The organism is Actinomadura rifamycini DSM 43936 (assembly GCF_000425065.1).
GTDB classification, from domain to species: domain Bacteria; phylum Actinomycetota; class Actinomycetes; order Streptosporangiales; family Streptosporangiaceae; genus Spirillospora; species Spirillospora rifamycini.
The window spans coordinates 48690-74526 of record NZ_AULB01000020.1; the positions used below are offsets into that span (position 1 = coordinate 48690).

The 25837-nt window shown below is 73.8% G+C and carries 26 protein-coding genes; 15 read left to right on the plus strand and 11 right to left on the minus strand.

Annotation, left to right across the window (positions count from 1 at the left end; translation table 11 throughout):
- Positions 1-16: 16 nt before the first annotated feature.
- The 4 genes from H505_RS0119840 to H505_RS51780 are packed head-to-tail and all read right to left on the minus strand — an operon-like array spanning position 17 to position 2556.
- Positions 17-853 carry a MaoC/PaaZ C-terminal domain-containing protein gene (locus H505_RS0119840; protein WP_051300913.1) on the minus strand — a complete coding sequence of 279 codons (837 nt, stop codon included), beginning with the start codon at positions 851-853 and terminating at the stop codon, positions 17-19.
- A complete protein-coding gene (locus H505_RS0119845; protein ID WP_026403382.1) occupies positions 853-2073 on the minus strand; it encodes an acetyl-CoA C-acetyltransferase in 1221 nt (406 codons plus the stop codon). The genes H505_RS0119840 and H505_RS0119845 overlap by 1 nt, the downstream gene beginning before the upstream one ends.
- Before the next feature lie 58 nt (positions 2074-2131).
- Entirely contained in the window at positions 2132-2422 is a 291-nt protein-coding gene (locus H505_RS43090) for an SDR family oxidoreductase (protein ID WP_026403383.1), read from the minus strand.
- On the minus strand, positions 2419-2556 hold the full coding sequence (locus tag H505_RS51780; RefSeq protein WP_341849567.1) for a hypothetical protein: 138 nt from the start codon (positions 2554-2556) through the stop codon (positions 2419-2421). The genes H505_RS43090 and H505_RS51780 overlap by 4 nt, the downstream gene beginning before the upstream one ends.
- A gap of 164 nt (positions 2557-2720) precedes the next feature.
- On the opposite strand from H505_RS51780, the gene H505_RS0119855 reads away from it, so the two are divergent.
- The 6 genes from H505_RS0119855 to H505_RS52905 all read left to right on the plus strand — a co-directional run bounded on the left by H505_RS0119855 (position 2721) and on the right by H505_RS52905 (position 8646).
- The gene (locus H505_RS0119855; RefSeq protein ID WP_026403384.1) at positions 2721-3491 is read left to right on the plus strand and encodes an enoyl-CoA hydratase family protein; all 771 of its coding nucleotides are present in this window, start codon (positions 2721-2723) and stop codon (positions 3489-3491) included.
- 141 nt (positions 3492-3632) lie between these two features.
- Positions 3633-4826, plus strand: a complete 1194-nt coding sequence (locus H505_RS0119860; RefSeq protein ID WP_026403385.1) for an ABC transporter substrate-binding protein — start codon at positions 3633-3635, stop codon at positions 4824-4826.
- 34 nt (positions 4827-4860) lie between these two features.
- Complete coding sequence (locus H505_RS0119865) at positions 4861-5718, plus strand: branched-chain amino acid ABC transporter permease (RefSeq protein ID WP_026403386.1); 858 nt, start codon at positions 4861-4863, stop codon at positions 5716-5718.
- 2 nt (positions 5719-5720) lie between these two features.
- A complete protein-coding gene (locus H505_RS0119870; RefSeq protein ID WP_026403387.1) occupies positions 5721-7508 on the plus strand; it encodes a branched-chain amino acid ABC transporter ATP-binding protein/permease in 1788 nt (595 codons plus the stop codon).
- Positions 7505-8290, plus strand: a complete 786-nt coding sequence (locus H505_RS43095; RefSeq protein ID WP_051300914.1) for an ABC transporter ATP-binding protein — start codon at positions 7505-7507, stop codon at positions 8288-8290. Before H505_RS0119870 ends, H505_RS43095 begins: the two co-directional genes overlap by 4 nt.
- Positions 8291-8343: 53 nt before the next feature.
- Complete coding sequence (locus H505_RS52905) at positions 8344-8646, plus strand: SDR family NAD(P)-dependent oxidoreductase (protein WP_281173469.1); 303 nt, start codon at positions 8344-8346, stop codon at positions 8644-8646.
- A 167-nt stretch (positions 8647-8813) separates the two neighbouring features.
- On the opposite strand, the gene H505_RS43105 is transcribed toward H505_RS52905, so the two are convergent.
- Positions 8814-10436, minus strand: coding sequence for an AMP-binding protein (locus tag H505_RS43105; protein ID WP_425248262.1), 1623 nt, complete (start codon positions 10434-10436; stop codon positions 8814-8816).
- 110 nt (positions 10437-10546) lie between these two features.
- Between H505_RS43105 and H505_RS0119890 the strand changes: the two genes are divergently transcribed.
- Positions 10547-11173: a TetR/AcrR family transcriptional regulator gene (locus tag H505_RS0119890; RefSeq protein WP_051300916.1), complete on the plus strand. Its 627-nt coding sequence runs from the start codon at positions 10547-10549 to the stop codon at positions 11171-11173.
- Between the two features lie 20 nt (positions 11174-11193).
- Here H505_RS0119890 and H505_RS0119895 read toward each other — a convergent pair whose 3' ends face one another.
- Both H505_RS0119895 and H505_RS0119900 read right to left on the minus strand, forming a co-directional pair.
- Positions 11194-11949 carry a CoA-transferase subunit beta gene (locus H505_RS0119895; RefSeq protein WP_245592578.1) on the minus strand — a complete coding sequence of 252 codons (756 nt, stop codon included), beginning with the start codon at positions 11947-11949 and terminating at the stop codon, positions 11194-11196.
- A 2-nt stretch (positions 11950-11951) separates the two neighbouring features.
- Positions 11952-12839, minus strand: a complete 888-nt coding sequence (locus H505_RS0119900) for a CoA transferase subunit A (RefSeq protein ID WP_051300947.1) — start codon at positions 12837-12839, stop codon at positions 11952-11954.
- Positions 12840-12970: 131 nt separating this feature from the next.
- On the opposite strand from H505_RS0119900, the gene H505_RS0119905 reads away from it, so the two are divergent.
- The gene (locus H505_RS0119905; protein WP_084550537.1) at positions 12971-14098 is read left to right on the plus strand and encodes an NAD(P)H-dependent flavin oxidoreductase; all 1128 of its coding nucleotides are present in this window, start codon (positions 12971-12973) and stop codon (positions 14096-14098) included.
- On the opposite strand, the gene H505_RS43110 is transcribed toward H505_RS0119905, so the two are convergent.
- Genes H505_RS43110 through H505_RS0119925 form a run of 4 tightly spaced genes read right to left on the minus strand, consistent with a single transcriptional unit; the run spans position 14095 to position 18306 of the window.
- Positions 14095-15234, minus strand: coding sequence for an acyl-CoA dehydrogenase family protein (locus H505_RS43110; RefSeq protein WP_051300917.1), 1140 nt, complete (start codon positions 15232-15234; stop codon positions 14095-14097). The two genes, H505_RS0119905 and H505_RS43110, sit on opposite strands and share 4 nt — an antisense overlap.
- A complete protein-coding gene (locus tag H505_RS0119915) occupies positions 15219-16250 on the minus strand; it encodes an acyl-CoA dehydrogenase family protein (protein WP_026403391.1) in 1032 nt (343 codons plus the stop codon). Before H505_RS0119915 ends, H505_RS43110 begins: the two co-directional genes overlap by 16 nt.
- Positions 16247-17425: an acyl-CoA dehydrogenase family protein gene (locus tag H505_RS0119920; RefSeq protein WP_026403392.1), complete on the minus strand. Its 1179-nt coding sequence runs from the start codon at positions 17423-17425 to the stop codon at positions 16247-16249. The genes H505_RS0119915 and H505_RS0119920 overlap by 4 nt, the downstream gene beginning before the upstream one ends.
- A complete protein-coding gene (locus tag H505_RS0119925) occupies positions 17422-18306 on the minus strand; it encodes an enoyl-CoA hydratase (RefSeq protein ID WP_026403393.1) in 885 nt (294 codons plus the stop codon). The genes H505_RS0119920 and H505_RS0119925 overlap by 4 nt, the downstream gene beginning before the upstream one ends.
- A 150-nt stretch (positions 18307-18456) precedes the next feature.
- Between H505_RS0119925 and H505_RS0119930 the strand changes: the two genes are divergently transcribed.
- Genes H505_RS0119930 through H505_RS0119960 form a run of 7 tightly spaced genes read left to right on the plus strand, consistent with a single transcriptional unit; the run spans position 18457 to position 25827 of the window.
- Positions 18457-19629 carry an acyl-CoA dehydrogenase family protein gene (locus H505_RS0119930; RefSeq protein ID WP_245592584.1) on the plus strand — a complete coding sequence of 391 codons (1173 nt, stop codon included), beginning with the start codon at positions 18457-18459 and terminating at the stop codon, positions 19627-19629.
- Positions 19626-20429 (plus strand): SDR family oxidoreductase, encoded by an 804-nt coding sequence (locus H505_RS0119935; protein ID WP_026403395.1) that lies wholly within the window; start codon positions 19626-19628, stop codon positions 20427-20429. Before H505_RS0119930 ends, H505_RS0119935 begins: the two co-directional genes overlap by 4 nt.
- Before the next feature lie 34 nt (positions 20430-20463).
- A complete protein-coding gene (locus H505_RS0119940) occupies positions 20464-21615 on the plus strand; it encodes an acetyl-CoA C-acetyltransferase (protein WP_026403396.1) in 1152 nt (383 codons plus the stop codon).
- A gap of 42 nt (positions 21616-21657) precedes the next feature.
- A complete protein-coding gene (locus H505_RS43115) occupies positions 21658-23010 on the plus strand; it encodes an LLM class flavin-dependent oxidoreductase (protein WP_034518824.1) in 1353 nt (450 codons plus the stop codon).
- On the plus strand, positions 23007-24197 hold the full coding sequence (locus H505_RS43120; RefSeq protein ID WP_034518827.1) for a flavin reductase: 1191 nt from the start codon (positions 23007-23009) through the stop codon (positions 24195-24197). The genes H505_RS43115 and H505_RS43120 overlap by 4 nt, the downstream gene beginning before the upstream one ends.
- Before the next feature lie 23 nt (positions 24198-24220).
- Complete coding sequence (locus tag H505_RS0119955) at positions 24221-24958, plus strand: SDR family NAD(P)-dependent oxidoreductase (protein ID WP_026403397.1); 738 nt, start codon at positions 24221-24223, stop codon at positions 24956-24958.
- A complete protein-coding gene (locus H505_RS0119960; protein ID WP_026403398.1) occupies positions 24955-25827 on the plus strand; it encodes an aldo/keto reductase in 873 nt (290 codons plus the stop codon). Before H505_RS0119955 ends, H505_RS0119960 begins: the two co-directional genes overlap by 4 nt.
- Positions 25828-25837: the final 10 nt, after the last annotated feature.

Consider the following 25837-nt stretch of genomic DNA (forward strand, 5'->3'; position numbering starts at 1 on the left):
GGGCAGGTTCGTCACCTCATCCTTCGCCGAACCGCGCCAGCCCGGAGGTGAGCACCGGCGTACCGGCCCTGCCGACCTCGAACGCCGCGCCGCCGCCCGCCACGTCCGCCGCCAGCTCCAGGACGTCCCCGGGGACGACCGGCGCGGTGAACCGGCAGCTCGCGGCGCGCAGATCGGCGGGGTGCGCACCGATGCCGCGCGCGAGGACGAGGAGGCTCGCGGCCATCGTGCACAGCCCGTGCAGGATCGGGCGCTCCTGGCCGATCGCCCGCGCCGCCTCCGGATCGATGTGGATCGCGTGCCGGTCGCCGCACAACCGGTAAAGAGCGGCTTGCTCCGGGAACGTTTCGACCGGCAGCGTGTGGGTCGCGGACTCCCCGGCGGTGCGCGGGCCGCCCGGCCCGCGCTCCCCGCCGAACCCCCCGGCTCCGGGCGCGAAGATGGACCAGCGGGCGACGAAGCACGCGCTGTCCACCCGGACCTCGAAGACGGCCGCCGAGCCCTTGTCCCACACGGCCTCCGCCGCCGCCGACATCGTCAGCTCGCCGCTCGGCGGCAGCGGAGCCAGCACCGTCAGACGCTGCGCGCCGTGCAACCCGCGCGACGTGTCGAACGCGCCCGCCGCGCCCAGCGCGTCCGGTCCCCACTGGGCGAGCGCCAGCCCGAACGTGGGCAGCGTGCGGAGCCGCTCCTCGTGGACGAGGTCGAGTTCGCCGGCCTTCGCCCCGACGGCCAGCGCGTACAGGATCGCGTCCCGCTCGGTCCACGCGACCGTCCGCTCGCCGAGGGAGCGGCCCGCCCAGTCGCCCGCGTTCGTCACCGCGTTGTCGGCCGCCGTGTCCCCCCGGCCCATCAGGACGTCCGCTCCAAGATCAGCGCCATGCCCTGGCCGCCCGCGGCGCACATGGTGACGGCGCCGAACTGCCCGTCGCGGTGGCACAGCCCGTTGACCAGGGTGGTGATCATGCGGGCGCCGGTCATGCCGAACGGGTGGCCGAGTGCGATCGCGCCGCCGTGCGGGTTCACCGTGTCCGGGTCCAGGCCGAGGTCGTCGCACACCGGGAGGACCTGCGCGGCGAACGCCTCGTTGATCTCGACGATGTCGAGGTCGGACGTGCTCAGCCCGGCGTGGTCGAGGGCCCGGGTCATCGCCTCGGTCGGGCCGAGGCCCATGATCTCCGGAGAGAGCGCCGACACCCCGGTGGAGACGATCCGGGCCAGCGGCGCCAGCCCGAGGTCGCGGGCCCGCTCGTCCGACATGACGACGAGGGCGGCGGCGCCGTCGTTCAGCGGGCAGCAGTTCCCCGCGGTGACCGTCCCGTCCGGGCGGAACACCGGGGCGAGCCCCGACACCCCCTCGACGGTCACGCCCGGCCGCGGGCAGTCGTCGCGGGCGACCACCGTGCCGTCCGGGAGGACGACCGGGGTGATGTCGATGTCGAAGAACCCGTCGGCGATCGCCTTCTCCGCCAGGTTCTGGCTCCGCACCCCGAACTCGTCCTGACGCTCGCGGCCGACGCCGCGCAGCACCGCGACGTTCTCGGCCGTCTGCCCCATGGCGATGTAGGGGTCGGGGAGTCCGCCGGCGTCGCGTGGATCGGTCCACGGGGGAGCGCCCGCGGTGGAGCGGGCCTCGGTCCGGGCCGCCGCCTCGGCGTACCGCGGGTTGCGGGTGCCGTCCATCCCGTCCGCCTTGCCCTTGCCGAACCGGGAGACGGACTCGACGCCGGCGGCGACGAAGGCGTGCCCCTCGCCGGCCCTGATCGCGTGCAGTGCCATCCGGGTCGCCTGCACGCTCGAGGCGCAGTACCGCTGCACGACCGTGCCGGGGACCCCGTCGAGGCCCGCGCCGACGGCGACCTGCCGCGCGATGTTGTACCCCTGCTCGCCCGCGGGCTGCGCGCATCCGACGACGATGTCGTCGAGGGACGCCGGGTCCAGGGCGGGGATCTGCGCGAACGCGGCGGCGAGCATCTGCCCCAGCAGATCGTCCGCGCGGACGTCCTTCAGCGATCCCTTGAACGCCCGGCCGATCGGTGACCGGGCCATGGCGACGATGACGGCTTCGGGCATGACTACCTCCAATGAAGAAACCTGTGCCGGCGGAGCCGGGGGTGGCGGACCGGGCCGGTCAGCCCGCGCCGTAGACCGGCTCGGGAGCGGGGGAGCCGCCGATCAGGCCGCGCAGCGCGGCGCCGGCGTCCGCGGCGTCCCACCGCCGGTCGCGGTCGGCGACGGGGCCGTGCCGCCAGCCGTCCTCCAGGCAGATGCGGCCGCCCTCGACCTCGATCACCCGGCCGGTCACGTCCGCGGACTCCTCGGCGGCGAGCAGGGCCACGACCGGTGAGACGTTCTCGGGCGCCATGGCGTCGAATCCGCCGCCGGTCGCGGCCATCTTCTCGGCGAACGCCTGCTCGGTCATCCGGGTCCGGGCCGGGGGGCGATCACGTTGGCGGTGACGCCGTGGCGGCCCAGTTCCTCCGCCGCGACCAGGGTGAGGGCCGCGATCCCGGCCTTGGCGGCGCTGGAGGTCGCCTGGCCGACGCTTCCCTGCAGGCCCGCCGGTGCAGATTCCGTTCACTGTCTCTCCTCGTCCGTGATGCGCGCAGACGGTCCGCTCGCGAGGCGCGGTGGCGGGGCGCACCATGATGCTAAGTTACCTAACAAACATTTGACCAACAAGCGTGCCCGCAGGTCGGCGCGCCGGAGAGGGGCAGGGCATGGGCATCGCGTCGGAGACGAAGGACGGCGTCCGCGTCATCACGATGGACTTCCCTCCGGTCAACGCGCTCCCGGTGGCGGGCTGGCGCGACCTGGCCGCCGCCGTGGACGAGGCGGGCCGGGACGAGGACACCCGGGTCGTCGTGCTCAGGGCCGAGGGCCGCGGCTTCAACGCGGGGGTGGACATTAAGGAACTGCAGCGGACGCCCGGATTCGAGGCGCTCGTCGGGGTCAACCGGCAGTGCTACGCCGCGTTCAAGGCCGTCTACGAGTGCGCCGTCCCGGTGGTCGCGGCGGTGCAGGGCTTCTGCCTCGGCGGCGGTGTGGGGCTGGTCGGGAACTCCGACACCATCGTCGCGTCCGAGGACGCCTACTTCGGGGTGCCCGAGGTCGACCGCGGTGCGCTCGGCGCGGCCACGCACCTCGCCCGGCTGGTGCCCGGCCACCTGCTCCGCACCCTCTATTACACGAGCCGGACGATCCCGGCCCGGCAGCTCGTGCAGTTCGGCTCGGTCCTGGAGGTGGTGCCGCCCGAGCGGCTCGACGACGCGGCCATGGCGGTGGCCGGGGAGGTCGCGGCCAAGGACACGACGGTCGTCCGGGCCGCCAAGGAGGCGCTGAACGGCATCGATCCCGTGGACGTCAACCGCTCCTACCGGTTCGAGCAGGGGTTCACGTTCGAGCTCAGCCTGTCGGGGGTGGCCGACCGGCACCGGGACGCGTTCGTTGCCACCGGTGAGCCGCTGAAGGGGGACCAAGCGCGCTCCTGACGCGGGAGGCCGGCGCCGCCGCCGGACCGGCCGACGCCGCGATGCTCCCTTGACGTGTGATCCAGGTCATTTTACGCTCCCGAGGCTAACAAATGTTTGTTTTAGTCGCGGACGCGGCGGACGGGCGGAGGACCGGGAGATATGAGGCGACGTTTCATGGCGGCGGCCGCGGCCGCCGCGAGCGCGGCGGCGTTGCTCGCCGGATGCGGGAGCGGGGCGGGCGGCGGCGCCGGCGGCCCCTACCGGGTGCTGATGACCGCGGGGCTCAGCGCCCAGGGGACGCTGGCGGGCAACGCCGCGACGTCCGTGCTCGCGGTGAAGGCCGGCGTCGCGGCCGTCAACGAGGCCGGCGGCGTCGCCGGCCGCGAGGTGGAGCTGACCGTCGTCGACGACGAGGGCAACCCCACCACCGCCCTCACCAACATCCGGAAGGCGATCGCCTCGGACCGGCCCGACGTCGTCATCAACGCCGGACCGTCCCCGGTGACGGCCGCGACCCTGCCCGTGCTCGGGCAGCACGAGATCCTCTCCTTCAACATCGCCCCCACGGCGGACTCGGCGGATCCGAAGAAGAACCCGCTCAACTTCGACCTGACCGGCAACCCCGAGGACTACATCCGCGGCTTCGTCCCGTACCTGCGGGAGAAGGGGTACAGGTCGGCCGGGATCGTGCACGGCGGCACGGCCAGCGGTGTCACGTTCGCCGAGCAGATGGAGCCCGCGCTGGAGAAGGCGGGCATCACCGTGGCGGGGAACGAGGAGTACGACCCGGCGGCGCTCGACATGACGCCGCAGCTCCAGGCGCTGAAGTCGCGGAACCCGGACGTGCTGATCATGGACGGCTACGGGGCGCCGGTCGGGCACGTCCTCAAGGGCGTCGAGAAGCTCGGCTGGGACGTGCCCATCGTCGGCAACAACTCGGTGAGCGCGACCGGCCTCGTCTCGACGCCCCCGCCCGGCGGCGTCCTCGGCACCGCCCAGACCGAGAACCTCGTCATGCAGGTCTACACGAGCACCGTGCGCGATCCGGACGACACGGCCGTGAACGGCGTCGTCGCGGCCATGGCGGGGCTGGGGAAGATCGAGTCCACGCTCATCATGGCGACCAACTACGACGCGCTTCCCCTGATCGCCGCGGCGGCGGCCGACGCCGGCCGCTCCGACGACCCGAAGGCGCTCGCCGAGGCGCTCGAGAAGCCCGAGGTGCAGCGGGCGGCCAAGGTCGTGATCATCGGCGGCTACCACTTCCGGCCCGACTCCCACGGGCCCAACCTCACCGCCGAGGACTTCGACTTCGTCGCGCCGGCACCGCTCGAGAACGGCCAGTTCACGTGACGCGGCCCGGGCGCGCCGGCGGAGGCGGCCGGCCATGACGATCATCTGGGGCGGGCTGGCGCTCGGCGCGGTGTACGCGCTGGTCGCCATCGGCTACAACATCGTCTTCATCTCGTCGAAGACGTTCAACTTCGCGCAGGCGCAGCTGATGATGGTGGGCACCTTCGTCGCCTACACCGGTCTGGTGACGCTGCGGCTCCCGGTGGCGGTGGTGGTCCTGCTCGCCACGGCCGCGGTCATGCTCGTCGCGGCCGTCGAGGAGCGGCTGGCCGTCCGGCCGGTCGAGGATCCCGAGACGGTGCTGGTCACCACCCTCGGCGCGGGGGTGCTCATCAACGGCCTGACCCAGGTCGTCTGGGGCGGGCAGCCGCTGGCCGTGCCGTTCTTCGGCGGCGACGGGGTACTGGAGCTCCTCGGCGGACGGGTCTACCCGGTGGAGATCGCGCTCGTCGTCGTCGCCGTGGTCCTGGTCGTCCTGTTCGGCTGGTTCGCCCGCCGTTCTGTCACCGGCCTGACGCTGCTCGCGATGGCCGAGGACCGCGAGGCGGCGATGCTGCGCGGGGTCGACGTCCGCCGGCTGGCCTTCGGGGCGTTCGCCGCGTCCGGGGCGCTCGCCGGGCTGCTGGGCGTCTTCGTGGGCCCGAAGACCTTCGCCGTCGCGACCCTCGGCGCCTCGCTGGCGCTCAAGGGCTTCGTCGTCATGGCGATCGGCGGATTCGGGTCGATGCCCGGCACGCTAGTCGGCGGCCTGGTGGTCGGGCTGGCCGAGGCGCTCGCCGCCCGCCATCTGGGCAGCGAGTTCGCCGCGATCTCCGTGTTCGCCGTGCTGATCGCCATCCTGCTGGTCCGGCCGTCCGGGCTGTTCGTCCGCACGCGGGAAAGGCTGGTGTGACGATGGGCCTCTGGCGGGGACTGCGCGCCCTCCCTACCTGGACCGTTCCGGTGCTCTGCGCGGCCGTGCTCCTGCTGCTCCCGGCGTTCGGGCTCGGCTTCTCGGCCACCCGGCAGATCCAGCTCGCCTGCATCCTGGCCCTCCTGGTCAGCGGGCTCAACCTCAGCCTCGGCTACGCCGGGGAACTCGCGCTCGGCCAGGCGGCCATGTACGCCGTCGGCGCCTACACGGCCGGTCTGCTCTCGGTGGCCGGGCGCACCGACATCGTGCTGCAGCTCGCCGCCGCCGGCCTGGCGGTCCTGGCGGTGGGCGTGCTCACCGGGATGGTCGGGCTGCGGCTGGGGAGCTGGTCGCTGGCGATGACGTCGTTCTTCCTGGTGCTGATCGTGCCGGACGTCCTCGCCGTCTTCGACGACCGCACCGGCGGCCGGAACGGGCTCAGCGGCATCCTCGGCCCGACGCTGTTCGGCCGTCCGCTGGGTCCGACCGAGGTCTACCTCGTGATCGCGGTGGTGCTCGTCGCCTGGTTCGCGGTCATGCGCAACATCGCGACTTCCCGGCACGGCGTGGCGCTGCGGGTGCTGAAGCAGAGCCCCGTCCTGGCGTCGTCCATGGGGATCTCGGTCTTCCGGATGAAGCTGCTGGCGTACGCGCTGGGCGCCATTCCGGCGGGCCTCGCGGGCGCCCTCTTCGCGAACCTCGACCTGTACGTCTCGCCCGAGGCGTTCGGCTTCGTGCTCGCCACGACGATCCTCGCGGCGGCGATCCTCGGCGGCGTGACCAGCGTGTACGGCGCGCTGGCCGGGGCCGCCATCATGCAGTTCGGGCCGAACCAGTCCTCGCGGTTCCAGGAGTACGCGCTGGTCTTCACCGGCGCCTTCCTGATCATCGGCGGAGTCCTGCTGCGCGGCGGGCTGGCGGCCCCGGCCCGCCGCGCCGTGGCGCGCCTCGACCGGGCCGCGGGCATCCGCCCCCGGCCCGGGGCCGGTGCCGCGGAGGCGGACGTCCCGCGAATCCGCGGGACGGAGCTGGTCGTGGACGGCGTCACCAAGTCGTTCGGCGGCAACCGGGCCCTCGACGGGGTGAGCTTCCGCGCGGAGCCGGGGCGGGTGACCGCGCTGATCGGGCCGAACGGCTCGGGAAAGACCACGCTGCTCAACATGGTCTGCGGCTTCTACCGCACCGACTCCGGCCGCATCCTCCTGGACGGCGCGCGGCTGGACGGGTCCGCCGCGCACCGGGTGTCGCGGGCGGGCGTCGCGCGGACCTTCCAGACGCCCGGCGTCCCCGACGGGGTGACGGTGCTGGAGGCCGTTGCCGCGGGCCGGTACTCGGCGGACCGGGTGTCCGTTCCGTCCGCCGTCCTGCGGCTGCCGCGGTTCCGCCGCGCCCGGCGCGCGGACGTCGCGGAGGCCGAGCGCATGCTCGCGCTGGTCGGCATGGCGGAGCTGCGCGACGAACCGGCGTCCTCGCTGCCCCTGGGCATGCGGCGGCTGCTGGAGGTGGCGAGGTCCCTCGCCGCCTCGCCCGGGGTGCTGCTGCTGGACGAGGCCGCGTCCGGGCTGGACGAGGACGAGGTCGGGCGGCTGGCGGAGCTGATCCGGCGGATCCGCCGGGCGGGCGGGACCGTGGTCCTGGTCGAGCACAACTTCCGGCTCGTCCTGGACCTCGCGGACGACATCGTCGTGCTGGCGCACGGCCAGGTCGTCGCGCACGGGCCGCCGGCGGAGATCGAGACGAACCCGCGGGTGCTCGCCGAGTACCTGGGGGCCACCGAGGGGGTGTCATGACGGACGAGTCTCCGGACGCGTCCCCGCGGGAACCCGTGCTGCGGGCGCGCGGGCTCGCCACCGGGTACGGCGATCTGCGGGTGGTCTGGGACGTGAGCCTGGACGTGTGGCCCGGTGAGCTGACCGTGCTCCTCGGGCGCAACGGCGCCGGCAAGACGAGCACACTGCGGGCCCTCGCCGGCCTGAACACGGTGTCCGGCGGGACGGTCGAGCTGGACGGCGCCGACGTGACGCGGACGCCCGCGCACCGGAGGGTGCGGCGCGGCCTGGCGTACGTGCAGGAGGGCAAGCGCGTCTTCCACCGGCAGACGGTCGAGCAGAACCTCATCGTGGGCGGCTGCACGCGCCGCATGTCGCGGTCGGCGCTGCGCGGCGAGGCCGACCGGGTCTACGAGATCTTCCCGGTGCTGGGCGAGAAGCGGAACGTGCTCGCGGGCGACATGTCCGGCGGGCAGCAGCAGATGCTCGCGATCGGCCAGGCGCTGATGGCGGCGCCGAAGGCGCTGATGCTGGACGAGCCGTCCGGCGGCCTCGCGCCGGTGGTCGTGGCGCAGGTCATGGAGCAGGTGGCGCGGCTCAAGGAGCACGGCATCGGCGTGCTGCTGGTGGAGCAGGCGCTCGAAGCGTCGGTCCGGGTCGCCGACCACATCGTCGTCCTCGACATGGGACGTGTGCTGGTCGGCGTCCGCAAGGACGAACTGGACGACATCGCCACGCTGCGCGAGGCGTACTTCGGCGGGCGGGCCCGGCGGCCGCCGGAGCCTTCGCCGACGGAGCCGTGAGGAAGGAACGAGAGTCGGCGTTGCAGATCGATGTCGCGGGCCGCGTGGTCCCGGTGACCGGGGGCACCCGGGCGGCACGGCCGCATCGACGTTGCCGTGAACAACGCCGGTGGAGCGCCCTTCACCGGGTTCGCCTCGGCGTCCCCCGCTTCCACCGCGGGGTCACCGATCTCAACTTCCTCGCGGGCGTCTTCGTGGCGCAGGCGGTGCACCCCGTGATGAGCGCGCAGGACTCCGGAGGCGTCGTCCTCAACGTCACCTCGATCAGCGCGCGGCGGCCGAGCCCCGGGACGGCGGTGTACGGGGCGGCGAAGGCCGCGCTGGAGAGCCTGACCCGCAGCCTCGCCGTCGAGTGAGCGCTGCGGATCCGGGTCGACGCCGTCAGGCTCGCCGCCCACATCACCGGTGCCGTCCTCAACGTGGACGGCGGCGGTGCGTGGCCGGCGTTCCTCCGGCACGCGCCGGGCACCGAGAAGCCGCCGGGATCGGCGCCCTGAGCGCGGGCGGGGGCCGGGAGCGGGCCTCAGCCGCCGTCCGTCCGGGCGGCGGCGGCCCGCTCCCGCAGCACCGTCTTGAGGATCTTGCCGGACGCGTTGCGCGGCAGGCTCGCGGTGAGGACGATCTCGCGGGGCGCCTTGAACCCGGCCAGCCGGGCCCGGCAGTGCGCGACGAGCTCGCCGGGGTCGGGCGCGGCCCCCGGACGGGCGACGACGTGCGCGACCGCGACCGAGCCCAGGCGCGCGTCGGGGCGGGCCACGACGGCGGCCTCGGCGACGCCGGGGTGCGCGGCCAGGACGTTCTCCACCTCGGCCGGGTAGACGTTGAAGCCGCCGACGGTGAACATGTCCTTCAGCCGGTCGGTGATCTTGAGGCAGCCGTGCTCGTCGAGGCGGCCGACGTCGCCGGTGCGCAGCCAGCCGTCCGGATCGACGGCGGCGCGGGTGGCCTCCTCGTCCTCGAAGTAGCCGAGCATGGTGTTGCGTCCGCGGACCAGGATCTCGCCGTCCTCGCCCGGCGCCGCCTCCGTGCCGTCGCGCCCCACCAGGCGCAGCTCCACGCCGTCGACCGGCGGCCCGGTCGTCTCCGCGACGTGGCGCGGGTCCTCGTTCGGGCGGGACCGGGTGACCATCATGCACTCGGTCAGCCCGTACGCCTGGGCCACCTGGTCGAACCCGAGCTCCTCCCGCATCCGGGTGAAGAGGGTCTCCGGGACGGTCGCCGCGCCCGCGGTGGCGAAGCGCAGCGAGGACAGGTCGTGCTCCGCCAGCCGGGGGTGCGCCAGCAGCGACAGGAACAGCGTCGGCGTCCCGGGCATCACGGTGATGCGCTCGCGCTCGATCAGCTCCAGCAACCGGTCGCCGTCGAAGACCGGAACCGGGTGGACGGACGCTCCGGCGGTGAGCGCGGTGATCACCCCCGCCTTGTACCCGAAGCCGTGGAAGAAGGGGTTGACCACGGCGTAGCGGTCGTCCGGGGACAGGTTCGCGCCCGCGGCCCAGATGCGGGCGACGTCGACCGTCTGGCGGTGGGCGCTCATGACGCCCTTCGCCCGTCCGGTCGTGCCCGACGTGTACAGGATGTCGCACAGGTCGTCGGGCCTCACCCGGTCGGCGGCCTCCCGGGCGGCCTCCGCGGGGACGCCGTCCCCGGCGGCGAGGAAGTCCTCCCAAGGCAGCGCGCCGGCGGGCGCCCGCCCAGCGGGCACGTCGATGACGGTCCGCAGGTGCGGCAAGCCCGGGACGGGGCCGGTGTCTTCTGCGGCTTCCTCGGCGGCCGCCGCCCGCAGCATGCCCACGAGGTCGAGGTCGAGGAAGCCGTTCGCGGTGACCAGCGCGCGGGCGCGGGAGCGCGCGAGGATCGCCGCGGCCTCGTGGCCCCGGTAGCGTGTGTTCATCGGCACGACGACCGCGCCGACGGACTGGGCGCCGAGCAGCGCGACGACGAACTCGTACCGGTTCGGCATCCAGATCGCGACGCGGTCGCCGGACCGGACGCCGGTCGCGAGGTAGGCGCGCGCGGCTTGTTCGACGAGTTCTGCCAGGTCGCGGTACCGCAGGCGCACGTCCCCGTCCACGACGGCCGGGCGTGCGCCGTGGTCGCGGACGGCGTCGCGGAGCATTCCGGGGACGGTCGTCGACGGGCTCACGGCGTGCATGTCACTCCAGGGGTGCGGGGCGGATGCGGTGTCCGGTCGCGCCGTGCGCGACACTGGACCACCGAACGAACAAATACTTGGTCAACCAGAGGGAGACGCAGATGGCGGTGGCGAAGGCGGGCGGCCGGGCGCCGAAGAAGGAGGCGGTCCGGGCGGACGGCATCGACAGGCGCGCCCGCCTGCTGGCCGTCGCGGCCGAGCTTTTCGCGACCAAGGGCTACGCCGCCACGACGGTGCGCGACATCGCCGACAACTCCGGCATCCTGGCCGGCAGCATCTACCACCACTTCAGCTCCAAGGAGGCCATGCTCGACGAGGTCCTCCGGGACTTCCTCTCCCGGCTGTACGAGCGGTTCTCCGAGATCGAGCGGCAGGGCGACGACCCGCGCGAGGCGCTCGGCAAACTCATCCGCGTCTCCTTCGACTGGATCCACGAGGCCCCGCACGCGGTCGCGGTGTACCAGAACGAGAGCGACAACCTGATCGGGCAGGAGGGGTTCGCCTACGTCGGCGACTACAGCCTGAAGATCGAGCACATCTGGCTGCGGGTGCTCACCGCGGGCCAGACGTCCGGGGTGTTCCGCCCGGACCTCGACATCAAGGTGTCCTACCTGTTCGTCCGCGACGCCATCTGGTCGTCGGTGCGCTGGTACCGCCCCGGCGGGCAGCTGACGCCCGAGAGGCTCGCCGACGAGTTCCTCGCCCTGGCACTGAAGGGCCTGCTCTAGGGGCGCCGGCCGGCCTCCGCTCAACCGGCGACCTCGCGCGCCCGCGCCGAGGACGGGTCGATCACCTCGCGGATCAGCCGCAGTTCCTCGGGCGTGGGCGCGCGGGTCTCCGTCGCGTCCGTCCCGTCGATCGCGAAGCCGGTGTTCCGCCGGACCTCCTCGACGGTGACGCCCGGATGCACCGACCGGATGCGCAAGGTCCCGTCGGCGGCGTAGTCCAGGACGGCGAGGTCGGTGACGACGACGCCGAGGTCGTGGAACCGCAGCGCCGCGCCCCCGGCCGCCCGCGCCCGGTCGTTGCCCACGCCGGACACGATGTCGACGCACTCGACGAAGACCTTGGGCGAGTGGCGGGCCACCCAGTAGTTCGTCCGGTGGTTCACGGTGTTGCCCGGTGCGCCCCGCACGCCGATCAGCTGCCGCTTGGGGCGGCGCCAGTCCCCGATCGCGGAGATGTTCTGGTTGCCGTACCGGTCGAGCTGGCTCGCCCCCATCATGCTCTGGCGCCGGCCCGACTGAAGGACGTCGAAGACCCCGCGGAAGGGCGTCCACGCCTCGATCACGCCGCCGTGGGCGGCGGTCCGGCCGAGCGGCGGGGGCTCGCTCATGAAGAACGCCTCGCCGTCGGACAGCACGAGGTCGGGGGAGTGGGTCAGGCGGGCGAGGCGGGCGCCGATCACCGGGACGGTGCCCACGGCGTGCGCCAGCACCTCCCCGGCGCCGCGCCACGAATCGGACGCGGCGGCGATGCAGACCTCGGCTCGGGTGAACTCCACGGTCAGGCGCTCCTCTCGTTCGCGCCGGACGCGGCGGCGGCCGCGCGGCTCTCGACGGCGGCGCGGTAGCCGTCCTCGCCGGTGCTCAGGTACGTCTCCTGGAAAGCCCGCCAGGCGTCGGGGTCCTTGGCGGCGGTGGCGTACTCCTTCTGGAACGCCTCGTCGCGCTCGTAGGCGGGGGCGCAGGACGTGAAGTGGGCGCCGCCCGGCGCCTCGATCACGCCCGTCACGTACATGCGGCCGACGAGGAGCGACTGCACCGGTGCGGCGCGCCCGTCCGCGCCGGGCGCGAGCAGCCGCTCGGTCGGCACGACCTCCTCGCAGCTCAGGTAGCAGCGGTCCGCGCCCATGGCGTACAGGTCGTCGAAGTAGGGGTCCGGGCCGAGGTACTGCCCGTTGCCCGCGGCGTCCGCCCGGTCGAGGTGGATCAGCGCGGCGTCCGTCCGCAGCGCGGGCATCGCGACGTACTCCTCGTCGGAGTAGGGGGAGGCGACGGTGCGCAGGTCCGGGTTCATGGTGAGGACGTCGGAGGCCAGGCCGGCGCGCGTCGGCAGGAAGTCGAGGCGCTGCGCGGCGGCCCGCAGGCCCGCCACGTACATGCCCTCGTCGTACTCGGCGACCTCGACGGCGCCGCTCTCGCGGGCGGCGCGGAAGTGCGGGTCGAGGGGGATGCTGTCCAGCGACACGAAGCCGTAGACCAGCTTGCGCACCTTGCCGGCCGCGCAGAGCAGACCGACATCGGGGCCGCCCAGGGTCACGACCGTGAGGTCGCGCACGTCCGTCCGCAGCAGTGCGCGGACGAGCGCCATGGGCTTGCGGCGGGAGCCCCAGCCCCCGATGCCGATGGTCATCCCCGATTCGATCGTCCCGGCGAAGTCGTCCAGGGACATCGTCTTGTCCGTCAACGTGGTCGGTCCTCCTCGGTCTTCGGGGGCGCCCGGTGCTTGCCGGTGCACGTCGCGTCCCGCATACTCGTCGGACAGTATCAAAACAAACATTTGTTAGAGAGGGAAGGCCCCGCATGGCACAGCAGCCCGCCACGGCCTCGCCGACGCCCGACGAGAACGGCTCCGGGACGCGGAGGCACCCCGCGCTGAGAACCCGGGCGACGGAGCTGTTCGGCGTCGAGTACCCGATCGTCCAGACCGGCATGGGATACGTCTCGGACGCCCGCCTCACCGCGGCGACCGCCGAGGCCGGGGGCCTCGGCGTCCTCAGCGCCGGGCTGCTGTCCTACGAGGAGCTGTCGCGGGCCATCGACGGTGTGCGGTCGCGCACCGACCGGCCGTTCGGCGTCAACCTCCGCGCCGACCAGCCGGACGTCGTCAAGCGCGTCGACCTGCTGATCCGCAAGCAGGTGAAGGTCGCCTCCTTCGCGCTCGCCCCGCGCGAGGACCTGATCAAGCGGTGCAAGGACGGCGGGCTGGTGGTGATGCCCTCCACCGGCGCCCGCCGGCACGTCGAGAAGGTCGCGGCCTGGGGAGCGGACGCCGTCGTCGTGCAGGGCGGGGAGGGCGGCGGGCACACCGGACAGGTCCCGACCAGCCTGCTGCTGCCCCAGGCCCGCGACGCGGCCGGCGACGTCGTCGTCCTCGGCGCGGGCGGCTTCTTCGACGGCCGCGGCCTGGTCTCGGCCCTCGCCTACGGGGCCGACGGGATCGCGATGGGCACCCGCTTCCTCCTCACCACGGACTCGCCGGTGGCGCAGGTCGTCAAGGAGGAGTACCTCCGCCGCGGCGTCGACGACACCGTCCTCACGCGGCAGATCGACGGGGTGCCGCAGCGGGTCGTCCGCGGCCGCACCATCGACCGGCTCGAGCGCGGCACCGCCCCCGGCCGCCTGCTGCGGGCGGCCGGGAACGCCGTCGCTTTCCAGCGGATGTCCCGGACGCCCTGGAAGGAGATCGTCCGCGAGGGCCTGGCGATGAAGCGCAACCACGGCCTGAGCTGGAGCCAGGTCGTCATGGCGGCCAACGCCCCCATGCTCTACCGGACGGCGCTGCTGGACGGACGTCCCGACATCGGCGTCATGGCCACGGGTCAGGTCGTCGGCCTCATCGACGACCTGCCGAGCTGCCGCGAGCTGATCGCGCGCATCGTCGACGAGGCCGTCGACGTCCTCGAACGTTTCGAGCGCGGCGGGCGCTAGGGTCCCGCCGGGGCGGCCCCGGCCGCCCCGGCGGAGGCGGGCGGCAGCCGGCGGCGGTGCTCGTGCGGCTGCCCGAACAGCTGCGACGTCGCGTGCGCCCGCTTGAACAGCATCTGCGCGTCGTGCTCCCAGGTGATGGCGATTCCGCCGTGCAACTGGACGGTCTCCGCGGCCACCGCGTTCAGCGCGTCCGAGCACCACGCCTTCGCCATCGCCGCCCGTTCCCCGAAGTCCGGTGCGTCCCGGGACGCGGACCAGGCCGCCGCCCAGGACAGCGTCCGGGACGTCTCCACGTGCACGAGCATGTCGGCCATCCGGTGCTTGAGCGCCTGGAACGAGCCGATCGGACGGCCGAACTGCTCGCGCTCCTTGGCGTAGGCGACCGTCATGTCGAGACCGCGCTGGGCCGCGCCGACCTGCAGCGCGGTGACGGCGACGGCCGCGACGTCGCGCAGCCCGGCGAGCAGGCCGCGCGCGTCCGCGCACAGCGGGCGCGCGGGAACCGCGTCGAAGTCGATCCGCGCGAAGCGCAGGGTCAGGTCCAGGCCGGTCACGGGGGTGCGCCGGACGCCGCCCGCGCCGGGATCGACCTCGTACAGGCCGACCCCGCCGGTCTCCCGGGCGGCCACGACGAGCAGCACGTCGGCTTCGGCGCCGTCGAGGACGAGGTGGGACGTCCCGCTCAGCGCGGCTCCGCCTTCGACGTCCGCGGCCCGCACATCGGAGCCGTCCAGGCGCCAGTGCCCGTCGGAGGAGGCCCAGGCGAGCGCCGCCAGGGACGTGCCCGCCGCGATGCCGGGAAGCAGCCGCGCGCAGGCGCCGCCGTCGCCCGCGCGCAGGACCGCCTGCGCCCCCAGGACCGCCGAGCCGAGCAGCGGGGACGGCGTGAGGGCGTACCCGAGCCGCTCCAGCACGACGTGCGTTTCGAGCAGGGAGAATCCCGCGCCGCCGTACTCCTCCGGGATCGCCAGGGCGGCGGCGCCGATCTGCTCGCAGAGCGTCGACCACAGGTCCGGATCGTGGCCGCGCGGGCTCTCCACGGCGCGGCGGACGGCCGCGCCGTCGCCGCGCCGCTCCAGCAGGGAGCGGACCGCGGCGTCGAGCGCGGCCTGCTCCTCGCTCAGTGCGAAGTACACGAGACCCTCCTCCAAACGGACGAGACCGGGGCCGCGGGCGCGGCGGTGACGGCGGCGAGCACCCGGGACCGGTGGAACCCGGCGGTGCCCCAGGCGGAGACGAGGGCGCGGATCTTCGTGATCCACAGGCCGAGGTCGAACTCCTCGGTGTAACCGATGGCGCCGTGCGTCTGCAGCGCGGTGCGGGACGCGCGGTACGCCGCCGCTGATACCGCCGTCTTGGCCGCCGACACGTCGCGGGAGGCGTCCGCCGAGCCCGCACCGAGCGAGACGGCGGCGCCGTACAGCAGCGGACGGGCGAAGTCGAGCGCGACGCGGACGTCCGCGAGCGCGTGCTTGACCGCCTGGTACTCGCCGATGGCCCGCCCGAACTGCCGCCGGGACCCGGCGTAGCCGACCGAGTCGGCCAGCACGCGTTCGCCCGCCCCGAGCAGCTGGGCCGAGCAGGCCAGGACGGCCAGGTCGAGCGCTCGCGACGCCCGTTCGGGCTCCAGAGTGCCCAACTCCTCCTCCGGGTGCGCCTCGAAGAGCAGGCGGGAGCGGTCGACGGACGTGCGGGCGGCGCCGGTCCGCGCCGCGCTCAGCGCCGTCCCGTCGAGCAGCAGCACCCGGTCGGCCGCGTGGGCGTCCAGGGCGAGCGGCGCCAGCGGCGGCGCGGCGGCGGTCACGACGGTGCTCCCGTCGGCGATCCCCGCCAGGGGCGGCCCGCCGGGGACGGCGCCGAGCAGCGCGGGCGCCAGGACCGCCGACTCGACGTACGGGCCCGGTACCGCGTGGCGTCCGAGGGCCTCGAAAGCGACCACGAGGTCGGCGGGGTCGGCGTCCAGCCCGCCATGGGAGCCGGGCACGCGGAGGGCGGTGACCCCCAGGTCGGCCAGCCGCCTCCACAGCTCCATGCCCGGCCCGGTGTCGCCGTTCGCCCAGCTCCGCGCCACGGTCGGGACGCGCGCGCCGGCGAGCAGGTCGTCCAGCGCCCGGGAGAATGCGCGCTGCTCGTCGCTCAGGGCGAACCTCATCGGCGGCCCTTCGGCAGGCCGAGCAGGCGCTCGGCCACGATGTCGCGCTGGATCTCGTTGGTCCCCGCGTAGATGGGGCCCGAGAGCGCGAAGAGGTAGCCGTCCATCCAGGCGCCGCCGCCGGCCGCGCCCGCGTCGCGCAGCTCCGCCCCGGAACCGAGCAGGTCCAGCGCGGTCTCGTGCAGCCGCAGGTCCAGCTCCGACCAGAAGATCTTGTTGACGCTGCCGTCCGCGCCGACGGAGCCGCCCTCCGCGATGCGGCCGACGGTGCCGAACGTGTAGAGGCGGTACGCCTGGGCGGCGATCCACGCGTCGGCGACGTCCCCGCCGAGCGCCGCCGCCTCCGGCGCCGCCGCGTCCGCGCCGTGCTCGCGCCACAGGTCCAGGAGCCGGTCGGCGGCGGCGCAGAAGCGGCCGGGGGAACGCAACGAGAGGCCGCGCTCGTTGCCCGCGGTGCTCATCGCCACCCGCCACCCCTCACCGGGGGCCCCGAGGACGTCGGAGTCGGGCACGAAGACGTCCTCGAAGAAGATCTCCGCGAAGCCCGGATGACCGTCCAGCTTGTGGATCGGGCGCACGGTGATGCCGTCGGCGTCCAAGGGGAACATGAAGTAGGTCAGCCCGCGGTGGCGCTCCGCCTCCGGATCGGACCGAAACAGGCCGAAGCCCCGGTGCGCGAACGCGGCCCGGGAACTCCAGGTCTTCTGCCCGTTGAGCACCCACCCGCACCGAGACCCGTCGCGGGCGGCGGTGCCGCGCAGCGCCGCCAGGTCGCTGCCCGCCTCGGGCTCGGACCACGCCTGCGCCCAGATCTCCGAGCCGTCCGCCATCGGCCGCAGGTAGCGTTCCCGCTGCTCGGGGGTGCCGTACTCGAAGAGGACGGGCGCCAGGAGCGAGATGCCGTTCTGCGCCACCCGGGCCGGGCCGCCCGCGCGGTAGTACTCCTCCTCGAACAGCACCCACTCGAGGAGCGAGGCGTCGCGGCCGAGGTACTCCGCCGGCCAGGACACGACCGACCAGCGGCCCGCGGCGAGCGTCGCCTCCCATGCGCGGTGCGCCTCGAAGCCCTCGGCGGTGTCCATGCCGGGCAGGGGGACCGGCGGGACGTGCTCGCGCAGCCAGGCGCGGGCCTCGTCCCGGAACGCGCGCTCGCGGTCGTCCAGGTCGAGGTTCATCGGCCGTTCTCCGCGTTCGAGTCGCGCATCTTGCGGGCGTCCATCCCCGCCAGCGAGTCGACGCCGACCTCGGCGTTGTGCGCGTGCGCGGCGTGGTGCAGGCCGAACACCGAGTCCATCCCCGCCCGCATGCCCTGGAGGTCCTCGGCCTGGTTGATCGCCTTCTTGGTGAGCGCCAGCCCGAAGGACGGCATCTGGCCGATCCGCTCGGCGATCGCCAGGGTCTCGGCCTCCAGGTCCGCGCGCGGCACCACGTGGTTCACCATGCCGAGGTCGAGGGCGCGCTCCGCCGAGACGCGGTCGCCGGTGTACAGGAACTCCTTCGCCGCGCGCGGGTTCATCACCCACGGGTGGGCGAAGAACTCCACGCCCGGGATGCCCATGCGCACCACGGGGTCGGCGAAGAAGGCGTCGTCGGCGGCCACGATGAAGTCGCAGGACCAGGCCAGCATGAGCCCGCCGGCGATGCAGGCGCCCTGCACCATCGCGATCATGGGCTTGGGGATCTCCCGCCACCGGCGGCACATGCCGAGGTACACCTCGGACTCCCGGGCGATCCGCCGGTCGACCCCCTGCCTGCCGGTGTGGTCCCACCAGATCACGGCCTTGCGCTCGAAGGACTCGTCCACGTCGCGGCCGGGCGTGCCGATGTCGTGCCCGGCGCAGAAGTGCTTCCCGTTCCCGGCGAGCACGATGACCTTGACGTCGTCGTCGTCGACCGCCCGGGTGAACGCGGCGTCGAGGGCGTAGGTGACCTTCGAGTTCTGGGCGTTGCGGTACTCGGGGCGGTTGAGGGTCACGAGCGCGACCGTCCCGCGCCGCTCGTAGGTGACGACCTCCTCCTCGGTCCGTCCCCCGGCGGCGTTCTCCGCGTTGCTCATTCCGTCTCCCGATTCCTGTCCGGTGAGTGGCACGCGCCCTTGCGATCGCGTCCCTAACAAATGTTTGATTTATCTTGCTATGGTGCAGCCCGCGGCGGACGGCCGCAACCCCGGCACATCGATGAGGACGGCGGAGGGGCGGATGTGGATCTGACGTACTCGGCGGAGGACGAGGCGTTCCGGCGCGACGTCCGGGACTGGCTCGAGACCCACCTGCGCGGCGACTTCGCCGGACTGCGCGGGCTCGGCGGGCCCGGCCGGGAGGACGAGGCGTTCGGCGAACGGCTCGCATGGGACCGCCACCTCGGCGCGCACGGCTGGACCTGCCTCGGCTGGCCCGTCGAGCACGGCGGGCGCGGGCTGAGCCTGGCGCGCCAGGTCATCTTCCACGAGGAGTACGCGCGGGCCGGCGCCCCCGCGCGGGTCAACCACCTCGGCGAGGAACTGCTCGGCCCGACGCTGATCGCCTTCGGGACCGCGGAGCAGCGGCACCGGTTCCTGCCGGCGATCACCGCCGTCCGCGAGCTGTGGTGCCAGGGGTACTCCGAGCCCGGCGCCGGCTCCGACCTGGCCGCCGTGTCGACCCGGGCGCGGCTGGACGGGGACGAGTGGGTCGTCGACGGCCAGAAGGTGTGGACGTCGCAGGCGCACCACGCGGACTGGTGCTTCGTCGTGGCCCGCACCGTCCCGGGCTCGCGCCGCCACGACGGGCTGTCGTACCTGCTCGTCCCGATGCGCCAGGACGGCGTTGACGTCCGGCCCATCCACCAGCTCACCGGGACCTCGGAGTTCAACGAGGTGTACTTCGACGGCGCCCGCACCGAGGCGTCCCTCGCGGTGGGCGCCCCCGGCGACGGCTGGAAGGTCGCGATGGCGACCCTCGGCTTCGAGCGCGGCATCTCCACCGTGGGGCAGCAGGTCGGGTTCGCGCGCGAACTCGACGCCGTCGTCGACCTCGCGCGCCGCAACGGCGCCTTCGACGACCCGGTGATCCGGGACCGCCTCGCGCACGCCCGCACGGGCTTGGAGGCCCTGCGCCTGCACGCCCTGCGCACCCTCTCCGGCGACGGCTCGACCGGCGCGATGCAGGCGTCGGTGACCAAGCTGCTCTGGGCGAACTGGCACCGCGACCTCGGCGAGCTCGCCATGCGGGTCGCCGGGGCGACGTCCCTGGTCGTGGAGCGGGAGCCGTACGAGCTCGACGACCTGCAGCGCCTGTTCCTGCACAGCCGCGCCGACACCATCTACGGCGGCTCGGACGAGATCCAGCGCAACATCCTCGCTGAGCGCGTGCTCGGCCTGCCCAGGGAGGCCCGACCGTGACCACCGCCAGGACCGAGCAGCCCGCGCCGGACTACGTCCCGGGCCACGCCCTCCTGGAGGGCCGGACCGTCGTGGTCACCGCCGCCGCCGGCGCCGGCATCGGCTCGGCCGTCGTGCGCCGCTGCCTGGAGGAGGACGCCCGCGCCGTCGTCCTCGGCGACACCCACGAGCGGCGGCTCGACGAGGCGCGGGCGTCGCTGGCCGCGGAGTTCGGCGCGGACCGGGTGGCCGCGGTGCCGTGCGACGTGACCGACGAGGCGCAGGTGGCGGCGCTGCTGGACGCGGCCGACCCGTACGGCGGCGTCGACGTGATGATCAACAACGCGGGGCTCGGCGGCACCGTCTCCCTCCTCGACATGACCGACGAGCAGTGGAGCAAGGTCCTGGACGTCTCCCTGACCGGGACGTTCCGGTGCGTGCGCGCGGCCGGCCGCCGCATGGTCGCGGCCGGACGGCGCGGCGTCATCGTCAACAACGCCTCGGTCGTCGGCTGGCGCGCGCAGGAGGGGCAGGCGCACTACGCCGCCGCGAAGGCGGGCGTGATGGCGCTGACCAGGTCCGCGGCGATGGACCTCGCCCCGCACGGGATCCGGGTGAACGCCGTGGCGCCGAGCCTGGCGATGCATCCGTTCCTCGCCAAGGTCACCACGCCCGAGTTCCTGGCGGAGCTGAAAGGCCGGGAGGCGTTCGGCCGGGCCGCCGAACCCTGGGAGATCGCGAACGTCATGGTCTTCCTCGCCTCCGGCTACGCGTCCTACCTCACCGGCGAGGTCGTGTCCGCCAGCAGCCGGCACCCCTGATCCCGCCGCACCCCGACACCCGAGGAGGGTTCACATGGCCGAGGCCTACATCATCGAGGCGGTCCGGACGCCGGTCGGCCGCCGGGGCGGCGGGCTGTCCGGCGTCCACTCCGCCGACCTGGGCGCCCACGTCCTCTCCGCGCTCATGGACCGCGGCGGCGTCGACCCCGGACGGGTGGACGACGTCATCTTCGGCTGCACCGAGACCATCGGCTCGCAGGCCGGCGACATCGCCCGGACCGCCTGGCTGGTCGCCGGCCTCCCGGACCACGTGCCGGGGGTGACGATCGACCGGCAGTGCGGCTCCAGCCAGCAGGCGGTGCACTTCGCCGCGCAGGGCGTGATGTCCGGCACCGCCGACCTCGTCGTCGCGGGCGGCGTGCAGAACATGTCGGCGATCCCGATCTCCGCGGCGATGACGGTCGGGGAGCGGTACGGCTTCACCACCCCGTTCGCCGAGTCGCCGGGCTGGCTCGCCCGCTACGGGGACCAGGAGGTCTCCCAGTTCCGGGCCGCCGAGATGATCGCCGAGAAGTGGGACGTCTCGCGCGCGGACATGGAGGAGTTCGCGCTGCGCAGCCACCACCGCGCCGTCGCCGCGGCCGACGAGGGGCGGTTCGCCGCGGAGATCGCGCCGCTGGGCGGCGTCTCCGCCGACGAGGGGCCGCGCCGCGACACCGACCTGGCGACGATGGCCGGCCTGCGGACGCTGCGCGAGGGCGGCCGCATCACCGCGGCCGTCGCCAGCCAGATCAGCGACGCCGCGTCCGCCGTGCTGGTCGCCTCCGAGCGGGCCGTCCGGGAGTTCGGCCTGCGGCCCCGGGCGCGCGTCCACCACATCTCGGTGCGCGGCGACGACCCCGTCTGGATGCTGACCGGCCCCATCCCCGCCACCCGGCACGCCCTCGAGAAGACCGGCATGGCGATCGACGACTTCGACCTGATCGAGATCAACGAGGCGTTCGCGTCGGTCGTCCTCGCCTGGGTTGAGGAGACCGGCGCCGATATGGACCGCGTCAACGTCAACGGCGGCGCCATCGCGCTGGGCCACCCCATCGGCGCCACCGGGACCCGCCTGCTGACGACCCTGCTGCACGAACTCGAACGCCGCGGCGGACGCTACGGCCTCCAGACCATGTGCGAGGGCGGCGGCCAGGCCAACGTCACCATCATCGAGCGGCTCTGACCTGTCCGGACACCACCCACGCCTGCCGACAAGGGAGCAATCATGAACGACACCGGCCGCCGGATGCATCTCGCGGTCTTCGCCCGGGGACTGGGCGCGGCGCACTCGGTGTGGCGGTCCCCGCGCACGGAACCCGAGAAGGTCCACACCCTGGAGCACTGGACGCGCGTCGCCCAGGTCGCCGAGCAGGGCAAGTTCGACGCGGTGTTCGTCGCCGAGGCGCTCAACCTCAGCACCTCGATCGGGACCGACGCCACCGAGTGGCCGGACGCCGTGAGCCTCGTGGCCGCGCTGTCGGCGGTGACGTCCCGCATCGGACTCGTCGCCACCAGCTCGACCACCTACAGCCACCCCTTCACCGTGGCCCGCCAGTTCGCGACCATCGACCACCTCAGCGGCGGCCGCGTCGGCTGGAACATCGTGACCACCGCGATCGCCGCGGCGGCGGGCAACTACGGCTCCGCCGACCTGCCCGAGCACGAGTCCCGCTACGAGCGCGCCGACGAGTTCGTGGACATCGTCACCCGGCTGTGGGACGGCTGGCGGGACGACGCGATCGTCCTGGACCGGGACGCGGGCGTGTACGCCGACCTCGACCGGATCCGGCGGCTCGACCACGAGGGCGCCCACTTCACCGTCCGCGGGCCCCTGACGATGCCGAGGTCCCCGCAGGGCCGTCCCGCCCTGGTGCAGGCCGGATCCTCGCCGACCGGCATGAACCTGGCCGCCCGCTACGCGGACATGGTGTTCACCACGCAGTTCGACATCGGGGACTCCAAGGCGTTCGTCGACCGGATGCGGGAGCTGGTGGCCGCCAACGGCCGCGACCCGCGCGCGGTCGCCGTCATGCCGGGCCTCACCCCGATCATCGGCAGGACCGTGCGGGAGGCCCGGGACCTGGCCCGGGAACTCGGCGGCTTCGTGCACACCGACGCGACGCTCGCCTTCATGCAGCAAATGTTCGGCGGGATCGACTTCACCGCCTACGACCTCGACGAGCCGTTCCCCGACGTCGCCGGCCTGCTGCCCCCGCACGCCGGAGTGTCGCGGCCCCGCCTGTTCATGGACATGGCGAAGGAGGAGGGCCTGACCCTCCGCCAGGTCGCGCAGCGCATCGGGCTCAGCACCGGCCACCGCTCCATCGTCGGGACGCCCGACCAGGTCGCCGACGAGATGGCCGCCTGGTTCACCGCGGGCGCCGCCGACGGCTTCAACCTCCTGCCCGCCGACCTGCCCCGCGGACTCGAGGACTTCGTCGAGGAGGTCGTCCCGCGCCTCCAGGACCGCGGCCTGTTCCGCGAGGACTACACGGGCACCACCCTCCGCGAGCACCTCGGCGCGCCCGCGCCCGAGCCCGCACCCGGGGGCGCCCCCACCCTGAAGGAGGCCCGGTGAGCGCCCCGGCCGCGCCGTTCGACAAGCGGCGGTTCCGCGACGTCCTCGGCCACTACCCGACGGGCGTGGTCGTGATCACCGGCGTCGCCGCCACGGGGGAGCCGGTCGGGATGGTCGTCGGCTCGTTCTCCTCCGTGTCCCTCGACCCGCCGCTCGTCTCCTTCCTGCCGAGCAGGACGTCGAGCACGTGGGCGCGGCTGCGCACCGCCTCCTCGTTCTGCGTCAACGTGCTCGCCGCCGACCAGGAGCACGTGTGCCGGCAGTTCGCCGCCAAGAGCGGCGACAAGTTCGCCGACGTGCCGTGGCGGCCCGCCCCGTCCGGCGCGCCGCTGCTCGAGGAGGCCGTCGCCTGGATCGACTGCGGCTTCGACGCCGTCCACAAGGCCGGCGACCACCTGATGGTCCTCGGCCGGGTCCGCGACCTCGGGGTGCTGGAGCCGAGGTCCCCGCTGCTGTTCTTCCAGGGCGGCTACGGCGGGTTCTCGCCCGGCGCGCTCGTCGCCCCCTACGAGAGCGACCTGCTCGGCCACATCCGGGTGGCCGACATCGCCCGCGAGCACATGGAGGCCGTGTCGTCCGACCTCGGGCTCGAGTGCTACGCGCAGTGCATCGTGGCGGACGAACTCGTCGTCGTCGCCGGCTCCGCCGGAACCGGGCAGAGCACCGTCCACGGCCACATCGGCCGCCGGATGCCGTTCGCGCCGCCCTACGGCGCGCTGTTCGTCGCCGGACGCGACGACGCCGCGGTCGACGCCTGGCTCGCCCGCCGCAACCTCCCGCTCACCGAACGGGACCGGGACCACTACCGGCGAGCGCTGCGGCGGGCGTCGTCCCGCGGCTGGTCCATCGCCCTGCGCGCCCCCGAGCACGACGAGGTCTGGGACGAGATCGACGCGTTCTCCAGCACGCAGCGCACCCCCGAACTGGAACGCCGGGTCGGCGCCCTGCTCGAACGGCTGAAAGAGCACTACGAGCCCGCCGACCTCGACCCCGGCCGCCTCCACGACGTCCGCCTGCTGGGCGCCCCCGTCTACGGCCGGGACGGCGACGTCGTGCAGGTGCTCGCCCTGTTCCGGATGCCGCCGCGGGCGAGCGTCGAGCGGATCGCCGGCTGGCGGGACCGGCTGGTCCGCGCCGCCGACGCGGTCACCGCCGCGACCGGCGGCCGCCCGCCGCGGGACCGCTGACACACCGAAGAGGAGTTGAGCCCATGCCCGGAGAACAGGGCCCCCGAGAACACGCGGTCGTCACCGGCGGCAGCAGCGGCATCGGCCTGGCGGTCGTGCGGCGGCTGCTGAAACGCGGGCTCGCCGTGACCGTGCTGGACATGCAGGCGCCGCCGGACGACGTGCCGCGGGCGTTCCGGGTCGACGTGACCGACGAGGCGAAGGTGCGGGACGCGCTGGACGCCTCGGCCCGGGAGGCGGGGACCCCGACCCGCCTCGTGACCTGCCACGGCATCCGCGGCGAGTTCAAGCCCGCCCTGGAACTGGACCTGGACGCCTACCGGCGGGTGCTCGACGTCCACCTCGTCGGGACGCTCGTCACCGCGCGGTCGCTCGTCGCGGGAATGCTGGAGGCCGGTCTCCGCGGCGGGTCCGTCGTGACCATCTCCTCCACGACCGCGTACGGCGGGTGGCGCGACCAGGCCGACTACGGCGTCGCCAAGGCCGCGATCGAGCAGCTCACGCAGAACCTCGCGATCGAGTGGGCGCCGCACGGGATCCGCGTCAACGCGGTCGCGCCGGGGCACACCCTGACGCCCATGGTGCAGGAGATGGTCGACCAGGGATACGACCTGTCGGCCACCGAGGCGCGGATGCCCCTCGGCCGGCTGTGCTCCCCGGACGAGATGGCGGCGGCGATCGAGTTCATGCTGCTCGACGCCACCTTCTCGACGGGCGTCCGGATGCCGGTGGACGGCGGCTGGACCGTGGTCGGCAAATGACGGACGTTCCCCTCCGGCGGCTTGGGGACCTGCGGGTGTCCGCGATCGGCCTGGGCGCGATGACCTTGACCCAGGTTCCGGGCCACGACGAGGAACGCGGCATCCGGACGGTGCACGCCGCCCTGGACGCGGGCGTCACCCTGCTCGACACGGCCGACGTGTACGGCCCGGCGGGCGGGGACTACGGCGTCAACGAACTCGCGGTCGCCCGGGCCCTCCGGCGGTATCCCGGTTCCACCGACCACGTCGTGGTCGCGACCAAGGGCGGCCACGTCCGCTACTTCGACACCGACACCTGGTGGATCGACGGCCGTCCCGCATGGCTGCGCCGCGCGTGCGAGGCGTCGCTGCGCCGGCTCGGCCTCGACTCCCTCCCCCTCTACGTGCACCACCGCCCGGACCCGCGGGTCCCGTACGAGGAGAGCATGGGCGGGCTCAAGGAGCTCCACGAGAAAGGACTCGTGCGGCGCGTGGGCGTCTCGAACGCGAGCGTCGAGCAGGTCCGGACCGCCCACGACGTGCTCGGCGGCGCCCTCGTCGCGGTCGAGAACGAATACTCGCCGCGCGCGAGGGCCGCCGAACCCGTGATCGACCTGTGCGAGGAACTCGGCCTGGCGTTCCTGTCCTGGGGGCCGCTGGGCGGGATGCGCGGTGCCAAGGACCTCGGGTCGCGGTTCGCCGCCTTCGACTCCGTCGCGAAGGACCGGGGCGTCAGCCCGCAGCGGATCGCGCTCGCGTGGCAGCTCCACCGGTCCCCCTCGATCATCCCCATCCCCGGGGCGAGCAGGCCCGAGTCCGTCCTCGACTCGCTGGCCGCCGCCGACCTCGTCCTCACGTCCGACGAACTCGGACGGCTGAACCGGAAGTGAGAGCGAACCA

What these genes read in the sequence shown, in the direction of transcription:
- H505_RS0119840 (WP_051300913.1), bottom strand. Translation starts at nt 853, where the DNA reads ATGGGCCGGGGGGACACGGCGGCCGACAACGCGGTGACGAACGCGGGC.
- H505_RS0119845 (WP_026403382.1), bottom strand. Translation starts at nt 2,073, where the DNA reads ATGCCCGAAGCCGTCATCGTCGCCATGGCCCGGTCACCGATCGGCCGG.
- H505_RS43090 (WP_026403383.1), bottom strand. Translation starts at nt 2,422, where the DNA reads ATGACCGAGCAGGCGTTCGCCGAGAAGATGGCCGCGACCGGCGGCGGA.
- H505_RS0119855 (WP_026403384.1), top strand. Translation starts at nt 2,721, where the DNA reads ATGGGCATCGCGTCGGAGACGAAGGACGGCGTCCGCGTCATCACGATG.
- H505_RS0119860 (WP_026403385.1), top strand. Translation starts at nt 3,633, where the DNA reads ATGAGGCGACGTTTCATGGCGGCGGCCGCGGCCGCCGCGAGCGCGGCG.
- H505_RS0119865 (WP_026403386.1), top strand. Translation starts at nt 4,861, where the DNA reads ATGACGATCATCTGGGGCGGGCTGGCGCTCGGCGCGGTGTACGCGCTG.
- H505_RS0119870 (WP_026403387.1), top strand. Translation starts at nt 5,721, where the DNA reads ATGGGCCTCTGGCGGGGACTGCGCGCCCTCCCTACCTGGACCGTTCCG.
- H505_RS43095 (WP_051300914.1), top strand. Translation starts at nt 7,505, where the DNA reads ATGACGGACGAGTCTCCGGACGCGTCCCCGCGGGAACCCGTGCTGCGG.
- H505_RS0119890 (WP_051300916.1), top strand. Translation starts at nt 10,547, where the DNA reads ATGGCGGTGGCGAAGGCGGGCGGCCGGGCGCCGAAGAAGGAGGCGGTC.
- H505_RS0119900 (WP_051300947.1), bottom strand. Translation starts at nt 12,839, where the DNA reads ATGTCCCTGGACGACTTCGCCGGGACGATCGAATCGGGGATGACCATC.
- H505_RS0119905 (WP_084550537.1), top strand. Translation starts at nt 12,971, where the DNA reads ATGGCACAGCAGCCCGCCACGGCCTCGCCGACGCCCGACGAGAACGGC.
- H505_RS0119915 (WP_026403391.1), bottom strand. Translation starts at nt 16,250, where the DNA reads ATGAGGTTCGCCCTGAGCGACGAGCAGCGCGCATTCTCCCGGGCGCTG.
- H505_RS0119920 (WP_026403392.1), bottom strand. Translation starts at nt 17,425, where the DNA reads ATGAACCTCGACCTGGACGACCGCGAGCGCGCGTTCCGGGACGAGGCC.
- H505_RS0119925 (WP_026403393.1), bottom strand. Translation starts at nt 18,306, where the DNA reads ATGAGCAACGCGGAGAACGCCGCCGGGGGACGGACCGAGGAGGAGGTC.
- H505_RS0119940 (WP_026403396.1), top strand. Translation starts at nt 20,464, where the DNA reads ATGGCCGAGGCCTACATCATCGAGGCGGTCCGGACGCCGGTCGGCCGC.
- H505_RS43115 (WP_034518824.1), top strand. Translation starts at nt 21,658, where the DNA reads ATGAACGACACCGGCCGCCGGATGCATCTCGCGGTCTTCGCCCGGGGA.
- H505_RS0119955 (WP_026403397.1), top strand. Translation starts at nt 24,221, where the DNA reads ATGCCCGGAGAACAGGGCCCCCGAGAACACGCGGTCGTCACCGGCGGC.
- H505_RS0119960 (WP_026403398.1), top strand. Translation starts at nt 24,955, where the DNA reads ATGACGGACGTTCCCCTCCGGCGGCTTGGGGACCTGCGGGTGTCCGCG.